Source organism: Bradyrhizobium sp. NBAIM08 (genome assembly GCF_020193935.1).
In the GTDB taxonomy this organism is placed as follows: domain Bacteria; phylum Pseudomonadota; class Alphaproteobacteria; order Rhizobiales; family Xanthobacteraceae; genus Bradyrhizobium; species Bradyrhizobium yuanmingense.
Genome location: NZ_JADYVR010000006.1, coordinates 528,023 through 547,640, shown reverse-complemented (window position 1 = coordinate 547,640; position 19,618 = coordinate 528,023). Strand labels below are relative to the sequence as shown.

General features: G+C 65.4%; 14 protein-coding genes. 11 read left to right on the top strand and 3 right to left on the bottom strand.

Annotated elements, in window-relative coordinates:
* Positions 1-239 precede the first annotated feature (239 nt).
* The 11 genes from oxlT (I6F37_RS23425) (at position 240) to I6F37_RS23375 (ending at position 13,604) form a co-directional block, all read left to right on the top strand.
* Entirely contained in the window at positions 240-1,532 is a 1,293-nt protein-coding gene (oxlT, locus tag I6F37_RS23425; protein ID WP_036005723.1) for an oxalate/formate MFS antiporter, read from the top strand.
* A gap of 244 nt (positions 1,533-1,776) precedes the next feature.
* On the top strand, positions 1,777-3,099 hold the full coding sequence (gene oxlT / locus I6F37_RS23420) for an oxalate/formate MFS antiporter (protein WP_036005726.1): 1,323 nt from the start codon (positions 1,777-1,779) through the stop codon (positions 3,097-3,099).
* Positions 3,100-3,273: 174 nt separating this feature from the next.
* A complete protein-coding gene (locus I6F37_RS23415; protein ID WP_036005729.1) occupies positions 3,274-3,702 on the top strand; it encodes a CBS domain-containing protein in 429 nt (142 codons plus the stop codon).
* A 180-nt stretch (positions 3,703-3,882) separates the two neighbouring features.
* Positions 3,883-4,902: a 2-dehydropantoate 2-reductase gene (locus I6F37_RS23410; protein ID WP_036005733.1), complete on the top strand. Its 1,020-nt coding sequence runs from the start codon at positions 3,883-3,885 to the stop codon at positions 4,900-4,902.
* On the top strand, positions 4,902-5,684 hold the full coding sequence (locus tag I6F37_RS23405) for a fumarylacetoacetate hydrolase family protein (protein ID WP_081494522.1): 783 nt from the start codon (positions 4,902-4,904) through the stop codon (positions 5,682-5,684). Before I6F37_RS23410 ends, I6F37_RS23405 begins: the two co-directional genes overlap by 1 nt.
* Before the next feature lie 562 nt (positions 5,685-6,246).
* Positions 6,247-6,450: a hypothetical protein gene (locus I6F37_RS23400; protein WP_036005927.1), complete on the top strand. Its 204-nt coding sequence runs from the start codon at positions 6,247-6,249 to the stop codon at positions 6,448-6,450.
* Positions 6,451-6,504: 54 nt separating this feature from the next.
* Positions 6,505-7,179, top strand: a complete 675-nt coding sequence (locus I6F37_RS23395) for a hypothetical protein (RefSeq protein WP_036005736.1) — start codon at positions 6,505-6,507, stop codon at positions 7,177-7,179.
* 310 nt (positions 7,180-7,489) lie between these two features.
* Positions 7,490-8,485, top strand: coding sequence for a nitronate monooxygenase family protein (locus I6F37_RS23390; protein WP_225111760.1), 996 nt, complete (start codon positions 7,490-7,492; stop codon positions 8,483-8,485).
* Positions 8,486-8,510: 25 nt separating this feature from the next.
* Positions 8,511-9,482: a zinc-binding dehydrogenase gene (locus I6F37_RS23385; RefSeq protein ID WP_225152800.1), complete on the top strand. Its 972-nt coding sequence runs from the start codon at positions 8,511-8,513 to the stop codon at positions 9,480-9,482.
* A 202-nt stretch (positions 9,483-9,684) separates the two neighbouring features.
* Positions 9,685-11,058: a cation-efflux pump gene (locus I6F37_RS23380; protein WP_225152798.1), complete on the top strand. Its 1,374-nt coding sequence runs from the start codon at positions 9,685-9,687 to the stop codon at positions 11,056-11,058.
* Positions 11,059-11,273: 215 nt separating this feature from the next.
* Positions 11,274-13,604 carry a PAS domain-containing sensor histidine kinase gene (locus tag I6F37_RS23375; protein ID WP_036005929.1) on the top strand — a complete coding sequence of 777 codons (2,331 nt, stop codon included), beginning with the start codon at positions 11,274-11,276 and terminating at the stop codon, positions 13,602-13,604.
* Positions 13,605-13,831: 227 nt separating this feature from the next.
* Here the strand turns inward: I6F37_RS23375 and I6F37_RS23370 are convergent, their stop codons facing one another.
* From I6F37_RS23370 to I6F37_RS23360, 3 genes are all read right to left on the bottom strand, one after another.
* Positions 13,832-14,725 carry a LysR family transcriptional regulator gene (locus tag I6F37_RS23370; protein ID WP_036005748.1) on the bottom strand — a complete coding sequence of 298 codons (894 nt, stop codon included), beginning with the start codon at positions 14,723-14,725 and terminating at the stop codon, positions 13,832-13,834.
* Between the two features lie 186 nt (positions 14,726-14,911).
* Positions 14,912-17,881, bottom strand: coding sequence for a bifunctional [glutamine synthetase] adenylyltransferase/[glutamine synthetase]-adenylyl-L-tyrosine phosphorylase (locus I6F37_RS23365; RefSeq protein WP_036005752.1), 2,970 nt, complete (start codon positions 17,879-17,881; stop codon positions 14,912-14,914).
* Entirely contained in the window at positions 17,878-19,338 is a 1,461-nt protein-coding gene (locus I6F37_RS23360; RefSeq protein ID WP_036005755.1) for an ATP-binding protein, read from the bottom strand. The genes I6F37_RS23365 and I6F37_RS23360 overlap by 4 nt, the downstream gene beginning before the upstream one ends.
* Between the last annotated feature and the right edge of the window lie 280 nt (positions 19,339-19,618).

The following is a 19,618-nucleotide window of genomic DNA, read 5'->3' as shown; positions in this document are numbered from 1 at the left end:
CGACGTCGCCGATCCGAGATAAAGCGCTGTAAAAACAGCCTCTTAGCTTTAATCAACTGCAATCGCCGCCATCACGCCGACGCGATCGGGCTTTACATTTCCGCGCTCATAGCGCATGTGAACAAGCCCGCGCTATTTCGCCGCACCCTCCCGTCCTCGCTTGAATCTTGGCATATTGCATACCAGAGTGCGCGCCAGCGCATGCATAAAAATGATGGGCGCGTTTGGGAGGGTTTTTGATGACGGACATGGTGCAGTCGGCAGCAGCGGCCCCGAGTGCCGCGCGCGTAAGCGATGCCTATCGCTGGGCGCAATTGGCGATCGGTGTGGCGGCGATGGTGATGATCGCCAACTACCAATATGGCTGGACGTTCTTCGTCCCCGACATCCAGAAGACGTTCGGCTGGGATCGTGCCTCGATCCAATGGGCCTTCACGCTCTTCGTGTTGTTCGAGACCTGGCTGGTGCCGGTTGAAGGATGGTTCGTCGACAAATACGGCCCGCGCATCGTGGTGCTGGTCGGCGGCGTGCTCTGCGCTATCGGCTGGGCGATCAACGCGCAGGCGACCTCGCTGAACGGCTACTATCTCGGCATGATCATCGCAGGCATCGGCGCCGGCGGCGTCTACGGCACCTGCGTCGGCAACGCGCTGAAATGGTTTCCGGACAAGCGCGGTCTTGCGGCCGGCATCACGGCGGCCGGCTTCGGGGCAGGCTCCGCGCTGACCGTGGCGCCGATCCAGGCCATGATCAAGGACAGCGGATTCCAGACCACCTTCCTCTATTTCGGCCTCGGGCAAGGCATCATCATCTGCCTCCTCGCCTTCTTCCTGCTCGCGCCGAAAGCGGGCCAGGTGCCGCACGTGGTGGCGAATGCCAATATCATCCAGACCCGGCGCAACTATCAGCCGACCGAAGTGCTGCGCCAGCCGATCTTCTGGCTGATGTACTTCATGTTCGTGATCGTCGGCGCGGGTGGACTGATGGTCACCGCGAACCTGAAGCCGATCGCGGTTGACTGGAAGGTCGACAGCGTCCCGGTCACGCTGATGGCGGTGACGATGACGGCGGTGACCTTCGCGGCCACGATCGACCGCGTGCTCAACGGCCTGACGCGTCCGTTCTTCGGCTGGATCTCCGACATGATCGGCCGCGAGAACACGATGTTCATCGCCTTCGGCATGGAAGGGTTCGGCATCTGGATGCTCTACCTCTGGGGTCACGATCCGGTCTGGTTCGTGCTGCTCTCGGGCTTCGTGTTCTTCGCCTGGGGTGAGATCTACTCACTATTCCCCTCGACCTGCACCGACACGTTCGGCACCAAGTTCGCGACCACCAATGCCGGCCTGCTCTACACCGCGAAGGGCACCGCCGCGCTGCTGGTGCCGATCGCCAACTACATGCAGCAGACATCGGGGACCTGGGACAGCGTGTTCATCATCGCGGCCGGCGCCAACATCCTGGCTTCGGTGCTGGCGATCGCGGTGCTCAAGCCCTGGCGCAAGGTCGTGGTCGCGAAATCGACGATCTGACTGGCGATACAATTCAGCAAGCACGACGCCCGGCCTCACGGCCGGGCGTTTTTCTTTGGCGATCGTCGCATCGCCTCGCCGGGGCGCGGGCGGAGCCACCAAGAAGTGACAAATTAGGGCTTGCAATCTGGAATATCGTATACCAATCTCCGCGCCGCGCCTGCGACGATAAGCCACAATACTCGCGACACCAGGTCGTCTTGCGATCCTGTGTCACGGACAATCAGGCGCTGGGAGGTTCTCGATGATTTCCAGCCCGGACGGCGCCGTCACCGCCGCGCCGCTTCGCACCGGTTTCCGCTGGCTCCAGCTCGGCATGGGCATCGTCTGCATGGCGATGATCGCCAATCTGCAATATGGCTGGACGCTGTTCGTCGATCCGATCGATGCCGCCCACCACTGGGGGCGCACCGCGATCCAGCTCGCCTTCACCATCTTCGTCGTCACCGAGACCTGGCTGGTGCCGGTCGAGGCCTGGTTCGTCGACAAATACGGCCCGCGCATCGTCATCATGTTCGGCGGCGTGATGATCGCACTGTCCTGGATCCTCAACGCCTCCGCTGACAGCCTCACCCTGCTCTATGCGGCGGCGATCGTCGGCGGCATGGGCGCGGGTGCCGTGTACGGCACCTGCGTCGGCAACGCGCTGAAATGGTTTCCCGACCGCCGCGGCCTCGCGGCGGGCGCGACCGCCGCCGGCTTCGGCGCAGGGGCCGCGATCACCATCGTGCCGATCGCGAGCATGATCGCCTCGAGCGGCTATCAGCACGCCTTCCTCACCTTCGGCATCGCCCAGGGCCTCGTCGTGTTCGTGCTCGCCTTCTTCATCCAGCCGCCGCGCCTCTCCATTCCGCCGAAGAAGAAGCAGATCAACCTGCCGCAGACCAGGATCGATTTCACCCCGCCGCAAGTGCTGCGCAGCCCTGTTTTCTGGGCGATGTATCTCGTCTTCGTCATGGTCGCTTCCGGCGGACTGATGACTGCGGCGCAGATCGCCCCGATCGCACACGACTTCAAGATCGCCGACAAGCCGGTGACGCTCGCCGGCTTCCAGATGGCGGCGCTGACCTTCGCGATCTCGCTCGACCGCATCTTCGACGGATTCGGGCGACCCTTCTTCGGCTGGGTCTCCGACACGATCGGCCGCGAGCCCACCATGTTCATCGCCTTCGGCACCGCGGCCTTGATGCTGCTGACGCTCTCGGCCTATGGCCAGGTGCCTGTCGTCTTCGTGCTGGCCACCGCGGTTTATTTCGGCGTGTTCGGCGAGATCTATTCGCTGTTCCCCGCGACCTGCGGCGACACCTTCGGTGCGAAGTTCGCAACCACCAACAACGGCATGCTCTACACCGCGAAGGGCACGGCCTCCCTGCTCGTCCCGCTCGCGAGCGTGATCTCGACCGCCTATGGCTGGAAGGCCGTATTCGTGGTGGCGGTGGCGCTGAACGCCACGGCGGCGCTGATGGCGCTGCTCGTGATCAAGCCGCTGCGCCGCGCCTTCATCCTCGGCCAGGAAGCCGAGCGCACGGAGACCGCAAGCGGAACCGCCAAGACCGAGACGGCGTAAGGCGCCGCACCTTGCCGGCTTGCAGAGGGGCGCAGCGATGCGCCCCTTTCTTTTTGGGCACGGCGATAATGTCAGTACGCCTGTCGCAAGATTTTTCGGATCCGCCAAATCCAGCGCTTGACGATTGGCATTATGTATACCACACTTCCTCACCACTCACCCAGGGAGGTTGCAATGCTGGTCGGAGACATTCTGCGCAAGAAGACGCCGCGCGTTGTCACGGTACGTATGAACGAAACGGTGGGGATCGCGGCCAAGCTGATGCGCGCCAACAATATCAGCGCGCTGGTGGTCAAGGATGTGGTCCGCTCCGAGGGCAACACCGCGGTTGGCATGTTCACCGAGCGCGACGTGGTGCGCGCCGTCGCGGAGCACGGCGCGGGCGCCGTCAACGTCAAGGTCTCCCAGCTGGTCTCGGTGCAGCAGCTGGTGTCCTGCACCTCCACCGACACGATCGAGCACGTCCGGCATCTGATGAACCGTCATCATATCCGCCATCTGCCCGTGATCGACGATTACAGCCTCGTCTCCGTCATCAGCATGCGCGACATCGCCGCGGCGATGGATGAGGCGCTCAACGGCACGCCGCAAGCGGCGGCTTAAAGCATGATCCGGAAAAGTGCGCAGCGGTTTTCCGACAAGATCATGCTCAAACAATAAACTAAAGCGCATCGCGCTTTAGAGCGGCAAAACTTCCCCCTGCGACTGCCGGCCCCGGCTCGGATCCTTCCGAGCCGGACCGGATCTTTCGTCCCAAAATCCGTCTCTGCTCGCGAGGATTTCATGAAGATCTGCATCTACGGCGCCGGCGCGATCGGCGGATATCTCGGGGTTCAGCTCGGGCGCGCGGGCGCCGACGTCAGCCTGATCGCACGCGGCGCGCACCTTGCCGCCATGCGCGAGCGCGGCCTGACGCTGCTCGCGGGCGAGGAGAAGCACACCGTTCATCCGCGCTGCACCGATGACCCCACCGAGCTCGGCGTGCAGGACTTCATCATCATCACGCTGAAGGCCCATTCGATCACCGGCGTAATCGAAAAGATGCAGCCGCTGCTCGGGCCTCACACCCGCATCGTCACCGCCGTCAACGGCATTCCCTATTGGTACTTCTACAAGCACGGCGGCCAATACGAGAACTCGACGCTGGAGAGCATCGATCCCGGCGGCCGGCAATGGCGTGAGCTGGGGGCCGAGCGCGCCATCGGCTGCATCGTCTATCCCGCCACCGAGATCGAGGCGCCCGGCGTGATCCGCCACGTCTACGGCAACAACTTTCCGCTCGGCGAGCCCTCGGGCGAAATCACCTCCGACGTGCAGCATCTCGCCGATCTCTTCGTCGCCGCCGGCCTGAAGGCTCCCGTGCTCGACCGCATCCGCGACGAGATCTGGCTGAAGCTCTGGGGCAATGTCTGCTTCAACCCGATCAGTGCGCTGACCCACGCCACGCTCGACGTGATCTGCACCGATCCCGCCACGCGCGCACTGTCGCGCGCGATCATGATGGAGACGCAAACCATCGCCGAGACCTTCGGCGTCAAGTTCCGCGTCGACGTCGAGCGCCGCATCGAGGGGGCGCGCAAGGTGGGTGCGCACAAGACCTCGATGCTGCAGGATCTCGAGCGCGGTCGCCCGATGGAGATCGATCCGCTCGTCACCGTGGTGCAGGAGATGGGCCGGCTCACCGGCATCCCGACGCCCGCGCTGGATTCGGTGCTGGCCATGGTGACGCAGCGCGCCCGCATCGCCGGCCTCTATGACGGCGTCTCGACACCGGCTGATCCGCGCGCACTGGCGGTGGCGTGATGACGAGCGTGACCAAATGGCTGCGCTTCCGCCATGCCGGGACGACGGGCTTCGGCACGCTGACGTCCTCCGGCATCACCGTGCACGAGGGCGACATGTTCGGTCGCAACGCCGCAACGGGCAAGATTTTGGCGCTCTCGGAGGTCGAGCTGCTTGCGCCCTGCGTGCCCAGCAAGATCGTCGCGCTCTGGAATAATTTCCACGCGCTCGCGGCCAAGCTGAACCAGCCTGAACCGCCGGAGCCGCTGTACCTGCTCAAGGCCACCACCAGCATCGCCGCACCCGGCGCCGTGATCCGCCGCCCCTCTTATTACGACGGCAAGACCACCTATGAGGGCGAGCTCGGCATTGTCATCGGCAGGACCTGCGCCCGTGTCTCGCCAGATGAGGCCGACGGCTTCATCTTCGGCTACACCTGCGTCAACGACATTACCGCCAACGACATCCTGACGCGCGACCCCACCTTCGCCCAATGGGCCCGCGCCAAGGGCATCGACGATTACGGCCCGTTCGGTCCCGTGATCGCGACCGGTCTCGATCCGGCAAAACTCACGGTTCGCACCATCCTCAACGGCGCGGAGCGGCAGAACTACCCGATCTCGGACATGATCTTCAGCGCGCAGGAGCTGGTGAGCAGGATCTCCCACGACATGACCCTCTCGCCCGGCGACCTCATCGCGGTCGGCACCTCGGTCGGCGTCGGCGTGATGAAGGAGCCCGTCAACACGGTGACCGTCGCGATCGACGGCATCGGCGAGCTCACCAACGAGTTTCGGCTGTAGACTTTTTCGCCGCCGCAGAGCAGCAAAATTGATCTGGCGCAAACCCGCCGTCGCGGCCAAGGCTACCCTCCCCGGCAAAAGATTGATTTCTGATGCAAGGGAGGACGCACATGTCGAATGCCGGCAACGCACTGCTGTGGACCGTGCTGTACTTCGCTCTCTCGTTCGCCGCGATCTTCGTGGTCTGGTTCGCCGATAGGATTCGGTCGAACTTGCTCGGGAAGCGATAGCCCCAGGGCACGTTGCTTCGTCCTAGCGCTGGCGGCTGGCCTGGGTGCAAGCGGGCCGGCACAGGGACGTGGGCGCCACCTCGCATCTTCCCGCAGCGCCTGGCGTCGACGGAATCCCGGTGCTGCGCGCTCCCGGCAAGCCCAGCGGGCCCCTGTCGGCACCAAGGGTCGGTCGCGCTCCGAAACATCCAGACACATCACATCTTCGCGCGCCCGAGCAATGCCGCCAACATGTCCCGTGCGCGCCGCAACTTGGACGCATTCGGCCGCCCTTTTGGGAGGCGTGTCTGGGGGCACGGCATGACCGTGTTTGGACCAAACCTTCTAGGGGTATCGCTGTGAAGAAGATTGTATTTGCTCTGGGTGCCACGCTTGCTTTTGCGACGGCTGCAAACGCTGCAGATCTGCCGCGCCGGCAGCCGGTGCCAGCCTATCCGGGCGAGCAGGCGCCAATCGGCAAGATGCCGATCGGCAAGAGCCCGATTGGAAAGGCCCCGATCGGCAAGGCGCCGGGCCCGGTCGCCGCGCGCTACTGACGCGCAGCGAAATACGCGTCAGACATTTGCGCTCGATGGTCGAGGGGGAATAGCGTGACGAACAAAGCTGGTCGATCGGGATCCTGCATCCTCGCGGGCTTCGCTCTTGCAGCTATGCTCTCATGCACGACGCCCTCGGCCTCGGCCCATGAGACCGACAAGCAGACCGACAAGCAGACCGACAGGCGCGTTGCCGATGCGAACGCGCTTGCTACGACCGACACTGCCTCGCGGCCACAGCCGCAATCGACGCGGCGCTCCGTCGCGCGTGCGGAGAAAGGCCCCTATTACGTCGACTTCCGCGCCCGCACGGCTGCGAGCTGGGGCCATGCGTTCGTCTGGTACGGCAAGACCAGTGAGAAGGCCGTCGAGGTTGCGGGCCTGACACCGGCCGGCGATACGCTCGCTTACGTGCTCGGTCACATCACCTTTGTGCCATCCGAGACCGGCGCCAGCTATGGCGATCTCGATCCGGAATATCTGACCGCGAGCTATCGGGTCTATCTCAACGAAGCCGACGCCAAGCGCGTGTTCGCCTACATCAAGGAGTTGCAGGCCAGCTCGCCGGTCTGGAATGCCGAGACCATAAACTGTACCGGCTTCATCGGCGACATCGCGGAGTTCATGGGATTGAAGGTCCCCCATCGCTGGCAGCGCCCGGAAAACTTCGTCAACAGCCTCAAGGAAATCAACGGCGGGCGGCAGATGGTGCGGTTGTCGGCGAAGTAGCTCTTCGCCCCATACTCGGTGTCATTGCCCGCGGAGGCGGGCAATCCAGTATTCCAGAGACTGCGCGGGTAGAGCCGAGAGGTCGCGGCGTACTGGATACCCCGCTTTCGCGGGGTATGACGGCGGAGTTTGAGGAAAGAGCTTGCCCTCATCAGGCAGCAGCGCACCCCAATTATCCGCCCCGCGGAATCTCCTCGCCTTCCGCATGGTCGCCCCGCCGGGCGGCGCAATAGACTTTTCCCACCCCCAGCGGCATCCTGCCGCCATCAACCGAGAACAAAGCGCCACGCGGGGCGCGGGGAAACAGATCATGTTGCAGACACGGTTCACCAAGCTCGTCGGCGTCCAGCACCCGATCGTTCAGGGCGGCATGCAATGGGTCGGACGCGCCGAGCTGGTCGCAGCCGTCGCCAATGCCGGCGCGCTCGGCTTCATCACCGCGCTGACCCAGCCGACGCCGGAGGACCTGACCAAGGAGATCGCGCGCTGCCGCGACCTCACGGACAAGCCGTTCGGCGTCAACCTCACCATCCTGCCGGCGATCAAGCCGCCGCCCTATGCCGAGTACCGCGCCGCGATCATCGAGAGCGGCATCAAGGTGGTCGAGACCGCCGGCAACAAGCCGCAGGAGCATGTCGACGAGTTCAAAAAGCACGGCGTCAAGGTCGTGCACAAATGCACCAGCGTCCGCCACGCGCTCTCGGCCGAGCGGATGGGCGTCGACGCCATCTCGATCGACGGCTTCGAATGCGCCGGCCATCCCGGCGAGGACGACACGCCCGGCCTGATCCTGATCCCGGCCGCCGCCGACAAGATCAAGATTCCGATGATCGCCTCGGGCGGCTTTGCCGATGGCCGCGGCCTGGTCGCGGCGCTGGCGCTGGGAGCCGAGGGCATCAACATGGGCACCCGTTTCATGGCCACCAAGGAGAGCCCGATCCATCAGCTCATCAAGGAGAAGATCGTCGCCAATGACGAGCGCGAGACCGAGCTGATCTTCCGCACCATGCGCAACACCTCGCGCGTGGCCAAGAACGCGGTCTCGACCAAGGTCGTCGCGATGGAGAAGGAAGGCGCCAAGTTCGAGGACATCCGCGAGCTCGTCGCCGGTGCCCGCGGCAAGATGGTCTATGCCACCGGCAATTCCGACGAAGGCATCTGGTCGGCCGGCCAGGTGCAGGGCCTGATCCAGGACATCCCGAGCTGTGCCGAGCTCGTCTCCCGCATCGTGCGCGAGGCGGAGGCGATCATTCGCAGCCGGCTCGAGGGGATGATCGTTCAGTCACAACGCGAAGCGGCGGAATAATCACTGCAAGACGTGAGAGTATTGCATGAAAGCCTACGTCTACGGCCCTGAAGGCGCGAGGATTTCCGACGTCGCTCAACCAAAGCCCAAAGGCACGCAGGTGCTCGTCCGCGTTCGCGCCTGCGGCCTCAACCGCGCCGACACCGGCATGCGCAAGGGCCACGCCCATGGCGCGGCCGGCGGCGTCGGCACCGTGCTGGGCATGGAATGGGCCGGTGAGGTCGCCGAGCTCGGGCCCGATGCGAAGGGCGTGAAGATCGGCGACCGCATCATGGGATCGGGCGGCGCGGCGTTCGCCGAATATACGCTGGCCGATCACGGCCGGCTGTTTCACGCGCCCTCGAACATGAATTTCGAGGAGGCCGCCACCCTCCCCGTCGCGCTCGCGACCATGCACAACGCCGTCGTCACGATCGGCGGGGTGCAGGCTGGCCAGAGCGTGCTGGTCCAGGGTGCGAGCTCCGGCGTCGGGCTGATGGCAATGCAGATCGCCCGGCTCAAGGGCGCGAAGCTGGTGATCGGCTCGTCCACCGACGCGTATCGCCGCGGCCGGCTGAAGGAGTATGGCGCCGACCTCGCCGTCGACAGCTCCGATCCGAAATGGGTCGACGAGGCGCTGAAGGCGACGAACGGCGAAGGCGTCGACCTCGTCGTCGACCAGGTCTCGGGCAAGGTCGCCAACCAGAACCTCGCCGCGACGAAGATCAAGGGCCGCATCGTCAATGTCGGCCGCCTCGGCGGCACCCACGCCGACTTCAATTTCGACCTGCACGCGGCCCGCCGCATCGACTATGTCGGCGTCACCTTCCGTACCCGTACCATCGAGGAGGTCCGCGAGATCTTTGCCCAGGTCCGCAGGGACATCTGGGGCGCGGTGGAATCGCGCAAGCTGCAACTGCCGATCGACAAGGTGTTCGCGTTCGACGACATCGACCAGGCGTTCGAGCACATGGAAGCGAACAGGCATCTGGGGAAGATCGTGGCGACGGTGCCGTAGGGCGCCGGCCCGGTAGGGTGGGCAAAGCGAAGCGTGCCCACGATCTGCATCCATCGCGGACGAATGGTGGGCACGGCGCTAACGCGCCTTTGCCCACCCTACGGGGCCGGAGCAAGGCGTAGACCGCTCCTGCAACTCACTAGCGACTACATCCTGTGGATCATCGCTTGATGTCCCACACGGGGCTGCTAAATCCCCGCCCATGACCTCCCAGCATGACAAAACCTCGGTCGCGGCCATCTCGATCTTCGCCAGCGGCGGCATGGCGGCGGCCAAGTTCGCGGTCGGGATCGCGATCGGCTCGCTGGCGCTGATCTCGGAAGCCCTGCATTCCCTGATCGACCTGGTTGCGACCATCATCACCTGGGCGGTGGTGCGGGTGTCCGACAAGCCCGCCGACGAGGAGCACCATTACGGCCACGGCAAGCTGGAAAGCATCTCCGCGCTCGGCGTCACCGCCCTGCTCTACGTGCTGGCCGGGGGCATCCTGGTCGAGGCCTATAGCCGGCTGCGCGAGGGAACCCCGCCGCCGACCATCTCGGCCGTGCCGTTCGTGGTGCTGTTGATCGATATCGCCGTCAACCTCTGGCGCGCCCGCGCCCTGCACCGTGCCGCGCGGGAGACCAGGAGCCAGGCCCTGGCGGCCGACGCGCTGCATTTCGCCTCGGACGTGATGGGCTCCTGCGCCGTGATCGTGGGCCTGATCCTGGCCGGGCTCGGCTTCTGGTGGGGCGACACGGCGGCGGCCGCAGCGGTTGCCGTGATGATCGCAGCGCTCGGCCTGCGCATGGCCGGCTCGACCGTGCAGACGCTGGTCGATCGCGCCCCCGAAGGCGCGCAGGAGAAGGCCAAAGCCGCGATCCGCAGCGTGCCCGGCGTGATCGACGTCGAACGCTTGCGCGTACGCATGGTCGGGGCGACCACCTTCATCGACACCATCGCGAAGGTGCCGCGGACCTATCCGATCGACCGGGTCGAGGACATCAAGCGCAACGCGCAGGCCGCCGTCGCCAAGGCTTTCGGCGATGCCGACCTTACCTTCGCCGCAGTGCCCGTCGCGCGCGACAACGAGACCGTGCGCGACCGCATCATGGTGATCGCGCGCAATTCCGCCCTCGCCGTCCACCACGTCACGGTGCACGATCTCGGCGTCAAGCTGATCGTCAGCATCGACCTCGAGGTCGATGCCAACATGCAGCTCGAGGCCGCGCACGACATCGCCAACACGCTGGAGCGCAACATCCAGGAGGAGTTCGGCGAGGACGTCGAGGTCGACGTTCACATCGAGCCGCTGGAACCGGAACTTCCGTTCGGGGTCGATGCCACGCCGGACCGGGTGCGGACCATCGCCGCCGCGCTGACGGAATATGCCGCCGGCAGCGAGATCCACGACATCCACAATGTGCGGGTCCGCAACACCGACGCCGGCGAGATCGTCAACTTCCACTGCCGCGCAACACCGTCGATGAGCGTGATCAAGGTGCACGAGCATGTCGACGCGATCGAGCGTGCGTTGCGGCGCGCGTTCCCGAGCGTGAAGCGCGTCATCAGCCACGCCGAGCCGCCGCGGGCGTGATGAAGAATGCGCGACGAGTCACACGTTCTCGTTTCGGACTCGCTGCACCCGTGCCTTTGCGGACGCGCGACGCACAAACTGCGTGTTGGATAAGAATAATTTCGCGTTAACGATTCGTTGACTCTCGACAGCCCGCGAAAACTGGATTCAAATCGCTGTGATTCGGAAGTGACGTGGGGCTGCTTCCGGAACTCGTTTTTCAGGGGGCCGAAGGCATGTCGCGTGCAGACGCCGCGAACGCGTGCGTCCAATCCGATTCGATCAAGGGATTGGCGCAATCGATCGCGAAACCTGCCTATCATCGGCTGTTGATCGCGGAGCCGGCGCTGCGTCGCGCCGTGCCGACGCTCATCATCGCCTTCCTGATCACGATCTGCCTCGGTGCCTTCGTGCAGGTGGTCGATCAAACGCGCCAGAAGCGGCTGGTGATCCGACACGACATTTCGGCGCTCGCCGACCTGCTCGCCGAGCGCATCGACCGCCTCACTTCGGTTCGCCAGGAGCGGCTCAAGACCATCGAGGGCCTGCCGACGCTGCTGCCTGATCTCATTCCGTCCTGGGCCACGGCCTCGGGCCGGCACGTCATCGTCACCTCCGCCGGCATCGACCGCCGCATCCTCGCGCGCATCCCGGCCGACAGCGACCCGATCGGCAACGACCGCCTGCTCGATGCGATCACGACCGCGCAGCTGGTCGCGGCGCCGCCACGCGACGCCAACGTCTCCGACCTGACGCTACCGAGCGGCAACGCGGCGATGGCGACCTCGCGGCAGATCAAGTCACTGCCCGGCTTCGTCACCGTGATCCAGGAGCGCAACGAGCCGATCTGGGGCTCGGACGCCGCGCTTTCAGTGACGCTGTCGGCGACCACGGGCTTCGTCGTCCTGATCCTGGGCTTCGCCTTCCACTGGCAGTCGACCCGCGCCCGCGAAGGCGACCTCATCAACGACGCGGTGCGCGGCCGCATCGACACGGCGCTCAACCGCGGCCGCTGCGGGCTGTGGGACTGGGACCTGTCGCGCGGCCGGATCTTCTGGTCGCAGTCGATGTTCTCGATCCTCGGTCTCGACGGCCGTCACGAACTCCTCACCTTCGGAGAGGTCAATGCACTGGTGAAGTCCGACGACATCGACCTGTTCGCGATCGCCGACCAGCTCATCTCCGAGAAGATCGACCATATCGACCAGACCTTCCGCATGCAGCATGTCGACGGCCACTGGATCTGGCTCCGCGTCCGCTGCGAGAAGACGCGCGGGGCGACCGATTCCAGCGTCCACCTGATCGGGATCGCCGTCGACATCACCGAGCAGAAGAGCCTCGCCGAAAAGACCGTGGAAGCCGACCTCCGCCTGCGCGACGCGATCGAGACCATTCCGGAGGCCTTCGTGCTGTGGGATGCGAGCGACCGCCTGGTGCTCTGCAACTCGCACTTCCAGCGCCTGCACAAGCTGCCCGACACCGCGGTCATCCCCGGCACCTCCTACGAGACCGTGCTCGAGGTCGGCCGCATGCCGGAGGTGCGCACCCGCCACAACGAGACCGCGGCCCAGGGCCCGGGGGCGCGCACCTTCGAGGCGCAGCTCGATGACGGCAGCTGGCTGCACATCAGCGAGCGCCGCACCAAGGACGGCGGCTACGTCTCGGTCGGCACCGACATCACCCGCATCAAGGAGCACGAGCAGAAGCTGGTCGACAACGATCTACGCCTGCGCGCCACCGTCATCGACCTCAAGCGCTCGCAGGCCGCGCTGGAGCGCCAGGCGGTCGAGCTCGCCGACCTCGCCGAGAAGTACCAGCGCGAGAAGACCCGCGCCGAGGAAGCCAACCAGACCAAGTCGAAATTCCTCGCCAATATGAGCCACGAGCTGCGCACGCCGCTCAATGCCATCATCGGCTTCTCCGAGATCATGGGGTCGGGCATGTTCGGCGAGCTCGGCAGCGAGAAGTACCAGGAATATTGCCAGGACATCCTGACCAGCGGCCATTATCTGCTCGAGGTCATCAACGACATCCTCGACATGTCCAAGATCGAGGCCGGCCGCATGAAGCTCGACATGGAAGAGCTCGACCTCGCGCAGACGCTTGCCGAATCGTTGAGGGTCGTCACCGGCCGTGCGCAGGACAAGCACCTGACGCTCGATGCCGACATCGCAAAATCCATCTCGGTCGTCGCCGACCGCCGCGCCACCAAGCAGATCATCGTCAACCTGCTCTCCAACGCCGTGAAGTTCACGCCCGACGGCGGACGGGTCGTGGTGCGCAGCCGGCAGCTCGACGACAGGATCGTGCTGATGATCGCCGACACCGGCATCGGCATCGCACCGCATTCGCTGGCGCGGCTCGGGCGTCCCTTCGAGCAGGTCGAGAGCCAGCTCACCAAGACCTATCACGGCTCGGGCCTCGGCCTTGCCATCGCCCGCTCACTGGCGCAGCTCCACGGCGGCTCGATGCGCCTGCGCTCGAAGATCGACGTCGGCACCGTCGTGCGCGTGACCCTGCCGCGGGATGCGGTGAAGGCGGGATCGGGGATATCGGCTGCGGCTTAAAACCGCGAGCAACGATCGAGTCAGTTTCGATCTGGGATGCCCTTCTCCCCTTGTGGGAGAAGGTGGCGCGAAGCGCCGGATGAGGGGTGTCTATCCACGCGCAATACTTTCGGGAGGAGAGATACCCCTCACCCGTCTCGCCGCTACGCGGCGAGCCACCCTCTCCCACAAGGGGAGAGGGGAAGAAGAGCTCTCGGTTCACTCGGCTCAGCCAAAAGACCTTCCGCTTACGATTGCAGTGTCGGCGCGACTTCGCGCGCGACGTTGACCAGCGCTGCAATCAGCGGCGTCATGGGATCGCGTTGCGGGATCACCAGGCCGATGCTGTAATTGACCTCGGGGTCGACGATTGGGATCGAGCGGACGGTGTCGGACAGGCCGAGCGTCTCGGCGAGCTTGGCCGGCATCACGCTGGCCCAGCGCCCGGTCTTGACGTGCGTGAACAGCACCAGCAGCGAGTTCGACGTCAGCGTCGGTGTCGCCTCCGCGCCGACCGATCGCAATGCGCGGTCGATGATGCGGCGGTTCTGCATGTCTGGCGTCAAGAGGCACAGCGGCACCTGCCCGACCTCGGTCCAGGTCACCGTCTCGCGATCGCCGAACATCGCGTCCGGCGCGGTGAGCAGGCGATAGCTCTCGTTGTAGAGCGGGATGGTGCGCACCTTGCCGATCGGCTCGTTCTCGATATAGGTCAGCCCCGCATCGACCTCGAGATTTTCCAAGAGCCCCAGCACCTCGGACGAGGTGGTGGACTGGATGCGGAAGCGCACCTCCGGATGCTTGGCACGAAACGGCGTCGTCAGCGCGGCGACCATGCCGAGCACGGTCGGGACCGCCGCGATGCGGATCTCGCCGGAGAGCTGATGCTTCAGCCCGTTGATCTCGTCGCGCATCGCGCGGGCATCGCCCACGATCCGCCGCGCCCAGTCGAGCGCCCGCTCGCCTTCCGGCGTAAATCCCTGAAAGCGCGAGCCGCGTTGGACCAGCATCACGCCGAGAATTTCCTCGAGCTGCTTGAGCCCGGTCGACATCGTCGGTTGCGTCACGCCGCAGGCCTCGGCCGCCCGTCCGAAATGCCGCTCCTTCGCCAGCGCCAGCAATAGTTCAAGCTTGTCGATCAACCGGCCGTCCCCTCGGATTCCATCGTGGCACGCAAGCTAGCACGCCGGGCCTGCACCAACACGCAAAAACCCGCAGCCGACCCAACTTTCATGACCAATCCGTATCGATCGATTGCGGTTGCAAATCGGTCCGAATCCGCAATCGCAGCTTCCGAGCGATGAGCTCGGTCACCGCGCTGAAGCAGGCTATGACCCTTCCAGCAGCGCCCTGAACACGCGCCGCACCTCGCTCTGGGTCTCCTTCACCCGCGCCTCCAGTGAGGAGAAGTCCGGCGCGTCGCCGGCGCGCGCCATGACGCGCTGCAGGTCGGTGCCGGCGGTATCAGGCTTGAAGCGCTCGCTGACGCAGAGACGCAGGATCTGCGTGAGGTCGTGATAGAGCCGCGCCGCGGCGCGTAGGATCTCCGTCTCCGATTGCGCGAGCACGCCGATCCTGCAGGCATTCTCCAGCACCTGCATGGTGCTGACGTCGAGAATCTCGGGCTTGTCGTGCGCGTGCACGAGCTGGAGATACTGCGCGATGAAGTCGATGTCGACCATGCCGCCGGCGGCATGCTTGAGATCCCAGCAATCGGCCTCGCCCTTCTCCTGCGCAATCGCACGCCGCATGTCGGCGACGTCGTTGGCGGTGATGGCGGGATCGCGGCGGCGGGTCAGGACATCGCGGATGACGCGCTCGATCCGTTCCCGGAATTCGGGCGAAGCCGAGACCACGCGCGCACGCGTCAATGCCATGTGCTCCCAGGTCCAGGCTTCGTTCGCCTGGTAGTCCGCGAACGAGACGAGGCTCGAAGCCACCGGACCTGCGCGTCCCGAGGGCCGCAGCCGCATGTCGATCTCGTAGAGCACGCCGTAATTGGTGCGGGTCGTGAAGGCGCTGATCAGGCGCTGGGTGAAACGGGCGAAATAGTGTGCGCCGTGAAGCGATTTCACCCCGTCGGAGTCCGGATGGTCGCCGTCGAAATCATAGAGCAGGATCAGGTCGAGATCGGACGAGGCCGTCATCTCGCGGCTGCCGAGCCGGCCCATCGCGACGATCGCGGTCTCCTGACCCTTGATGCGGCCGTGCTGGGCGGCGAAGCGATCGGCGACGAGACCGTGCACGGTGTGGACGATTCCCTCCGCGACGTCGGCGAAGGCCGTGCTCGCCTGCTGCGCCGAGACGGTGCCGGAGAGGATGCGTGTGCCGATCAGGAACAGGCTCTCCTGCCCGAACAGGCGCAGGCGATCGAGGAACTCCTCGTATGAGCCGGCGTCCTGCACGGTGGTCGCGAGCCGCCCCGACAATTCCTGCCTGTCGGGCATGGCGCCGAAGAAGCGCGGATCGATCAGGCCATCCATCAGCTGAGGCTGCCGCGCCAGCATGTCGCCGAGCCGCGGCGCGGCTCCCAGCACCAGCGCCACCAGCGCGACGAGATCGCGGTTCTGGCCGAGCAGCGTGATCAGCCGGCCGCCGCGCTGCAGCGCGCCGAGGAAATGATCGAACGAAACGACGGCGCGATCCGGCTCTTCGGCATGGGCAAGGCCGTCGATCAAGGCCGGCACGAACTCGACGAAGGCGCTTCGCGTCGCCTCAACGCGGAAGACGCGATAGTCGCCGGTGATCCAGTCGCGCACCGTCTGCGCGACCGCGGCGGGCTTCTTGAAGCCGAGCGTCGCGAGGTGCTGCAGCAGGCGCGGATCATCGGGGCCCGCACCGTAGTCGAGCGCCGGCAGCCTCGCCGTGCCGGTGGGGTCATCGCCCTCGAACAGTTTTTCGTAATGGCCCTGGACGATCTGGAGCTGGCGCAAGAGGTCGCGCGCAAAGGCCTCCCGAGTCCGATAGCCGAAGAACCACGCAAAGCGCTCGACCGCTTGCTTGTCCTCCGGCAGCGTGTGGGTTTGCTCGTCGGCGATCATCTGCAGGCGATGCTCGACACGGCGCAGGAATTCGTAGGCGGTCGCCAGCTCGTCGCGCGCCGCCACAGTGATCCAGTTGCTGGCGGCGAGCACGTCAAGCGCCCGCAGTGTCGGCCGCACCCGCAATTCCGGATGGCGGCCGCCGGCAATCAATTGCTGGGTCTGCGCGAAGAATTCGATCTCGCGAATGCCGCCGCGTCCGACCTTGACGTTGTGGCCCTCGACCGCAACCTCGCTCTGGCCGCGATAGGTCTGCATCTGCCGCTTCATGTCGTGTACGTCGGCAAGTGCGGCAAAGTCGAGATGCTTGCGCCAGACGAACGGCCCGATCTCGGCGAGCAATGCCTCGCCCGCTTTTGAATCGCCGGCACAGGTCCGCGCCTTGATCATCGCGGCGCGCTCCCAGGTGCGCCCTTCCCGCTCGTAATAGTTCAGCGCGGCGTCCCGCGAGATCGCCACCTGCGTCGAGGACGGGTCGGGCCGCAGCCGCAAATCGACGCGGAAGACGTAACCATCATAGGTGCGCTGCTGCAGGATGCGCGCCATGCCTTGCGTCACGCGGACGAAGAACGGCTGCGGCTCGATATCGGGCGCGAGGGTCGTCGCATCGGGATCGAAGAACACGATGAGATCGATATCGCTGGAATAGTTCAGCTCGCCCGCACCCATCTTGCCCATCGCGAGCACGATCAGCCCGCAGCTCTCTTCGGGTGCCTCGGGATTGGGCGGTGAGAGCTTGCCGCGTGCGGCTTCCTGCCGCAGCAGATATTGCAGTGCCGCCTGCACCGAGGACACCGCGACATCGGTCAGCGCCGCCGTCACCCGCATCACCGGCCAGACACCGCCGATATCGCACAGCGCGATCAGGAGCGCAGCCTCAGCCTTCATGCGGCGGAGCAGCCGCATCACCTCGGCCTCCTCCGAAGCCGCGAGCACCGCGCTGCGCGCCTCCGCGATCAGCGCCGTCAGATGCGCATCCGGATCGCATTCGAGCAGCCGGATCAGGCGCAAGGTATCGGCGCGCACCAGTTCGAACAGATAGGGCGAGAATTCCGCAATCCCGGTCAGGATCTCGCGGGCGAAGGGATGGCCGAGATGCGTTTCGAGACGGGCCGATTGTGCCGGCTCGAGCTCGGCCAGCCAGCTTTCGAAACGGGGTTCATCGGTTGCGGAAGCGGCAATATGGGGAGCCTCCGCGAAGCGTGCGGCCAGCCTCTCACCATGCTTGTCCGCGTTTCCCGGCGCGGAGTGGTTCATGCCACCTTCTGTGGCACATCCGGTGTTGGCGGAGCAACCCTGTCGCCGGCGCCCGCGCGCGCCGGCAGCACGAGCGTGGCGACGAGGCCGGGATGGGCATCGCCCAAGCGCAATTCGCCGCCGTGCAACGTCGCCACCGCCGAGGCGAGGCTGAGGCCGAGGCCCGAGCCCGGCAGCGTGCGGCTGGCCTCCAGCCGCACGAATCGCTCGATGACGTGCTTGCGGTCGGCTTCGGGGATGCCGGGGCCGCGATCGGTGACGCTGAGCAGCACCTGGTCGCCCTCGCGCCTCGCCTCGATCGTGATTTGCCTCGCGTCCATGCTGACCACGGTTCCCGCCGGCTGTGCCGCGGGCTGGCCGTATTTGATCGCGTTCTCGACAAGATTGGCAAGCGCCTGGCTGATCAGCTCGCGATTGGCATGAACCGGCGTCGGCTCGCACTTGACCTTCAGGGTCATGCCGTCGTCCTCGGCGAGCGGCTCGTAGAGCTCGTGGATGCCCTCCGCGACCTCCGCGGCATCGAAGTCGTCCATGTTGCCGCGCGCCTGTCCGGATTCCGCGCGCGCGATCATCAGAAGCGCATTGAAGGTCCGGATCAGCCCGTCGGACTCCTCGATGGTCCGCTCCAGCGCGGCGCGATAATCCGCCTCGCAGCCCGATTTCGCCAGCGCCTCCTCGGCGCGATTGCGCAGCCGCGTCAGCGGCGTCTTGAGGTCGTGGGCGATGTTGTCGGAAACCTCCTTCAGCCCCGCCATCAGCGCCTCGATCCGCTCCAGCATGGCGTTCAGGTTCTCGGCGAGGCGATCGATCTCGTCGCCGCTGCGCCCCACGGGCAGGCGCTCGCTGAGATCGCCGGTCATGATCCGCTGCGCCGTGCCGGTCATCGCGTCGATGCGCCTCAGCACCCGCCGCGCGACGAAGATGCCGCCGCCGAGGCCGAGCACGACGACGATCAAGACCGAAAACTGCGCCGCCTTGGCGACGATGCCGAACAGGCGCCGCCGCTCGGCCAAGTCGCGGCCGATCAGAAGCCGGAAGCCGTTCTCCAATTCGGTGACGCGAACGAGCGCGCGATGATCGCGGTCATCGCTGTCCTCGATCCGCCGGTAGGCTGTCTCCGACCAGCCGCGCGTCGCCATAACGCCCGGCGCCAGCGAGCCGACATTGCCGGCGATCGCCTGGCCCGTCGGCGTGGTCACGAGATAGAGATTGGCGCCTGGCCGCAGCGCCCGATACTCGATCGTGCGCACGAGACCGACTAGGCCGCGGCGGTCGTAGATCTCGTTGATCTCCGAGGTCTCGGCATTGACGGTCTGCGTGATCTCCTCGGTGATCAGCCGCCGCGTATTCCAGGCGAAATAGGCCAGCAGCGAGGCCGCGAACATCGCGAACAGCAGCAGATAGACCAGCGTCAGCCGGAACGCCGTGGTGCGGACGAGTTTACCGAATGCCGTCACGGATCATGTACCCAGTTTCAGCCACGCGCCTGCATCACGAGCATCGAAACTCACGTATTTCGCTTTGTTTACAATAACATAGCCTATAGATTGTCGCACCTGCGCCTAGGTCCCTTGTGGAACGAGCAACGCGAAAGGCATTCGTGACCACACGTGATAGGCGCACGCGGAACGTTAAAGGGGCACTCGATCGGAACCAAGTTAAATCCCCGCAAGCTCGGGCCATGCGGACACCGGACGGAGCCTGCGGGAGCAGTGATCCGCTGTGGGCCTCCCCTTC

Excerpts from the sequence above, each read along its gene's own strand:
- I6F37_RS23385 (WP_225152800.1), top strand. The coding sequence starts at position 8,511 with ATGAAAGCCTACGTCTACGGCCCTGAAGGCGCGAGGATTTCCGACGTC.
- I6F37_RS23405 (WP_081494522.1), top strand. The coding sequence starts at position 4,902 with ATGACGAGCGTGACCAAATGGCTGCGCTTCCGCCATGCCGGGACGACG.
- I6F37_RS23375 (WP_036005929.1), top strand. The coding sequence starts at position 11,274 with ATGTCGCGTGCAGACGCCGCGAACGCGTGCGTCCAATCCGATTCGATC.
- oxlT (WP_036005726.1), top strand. The coding sequence starts at position 1,777 with ATGATTTCCAGCCCGGACGGCGCCGTCACCGCCGCGCCGCTTCGCACC.
- I6F37_RS23410 (WP_036005733.1), top strand. The coding sequence starts at position 3,883 with ATGAAGATCTGCATCTACGGCGCCGGCGCGATCGGCGGATATCTCGGG.
- I6F37_RS23380 (WP_225152798.1), top strand. The coding sequence starts at position 9,685 with ATGACCTCCCAGCATGACAAAACCTCGGTCGCGGCCATCTCGATCTTC.
- I6F37_RS23415 (WP_036005729.1), top strand. The coding sequence starts at position 3,274 with ATGCTGGTCGGAGACATTCTGCGCAAGAAGACGCCGCGCGTTGTCACG.
- I6F37_RS23390 (WP_225111760.1), top strand. The coding sequence starts at position 7,490 with ATGTTGCAGACACGGTTCACCAAGCTCGTCGGCGTCCAGCACCCGATC.
- I6F37_RS23365 (WP_036005752.1), bottom strand. The coding sequence starts at position 17,881 with ATGAACCACTCCGCGCCGGGAAACGCGGACAAGCATGGTGAGAGGCTG.
- oxlT (WP_036005723.1), top strand. The coding sequence starts at position 240 with ATGACGGACATGGTGCAGTCGGCAGCAGCGGCCCCGAGTGCCGCGCGC.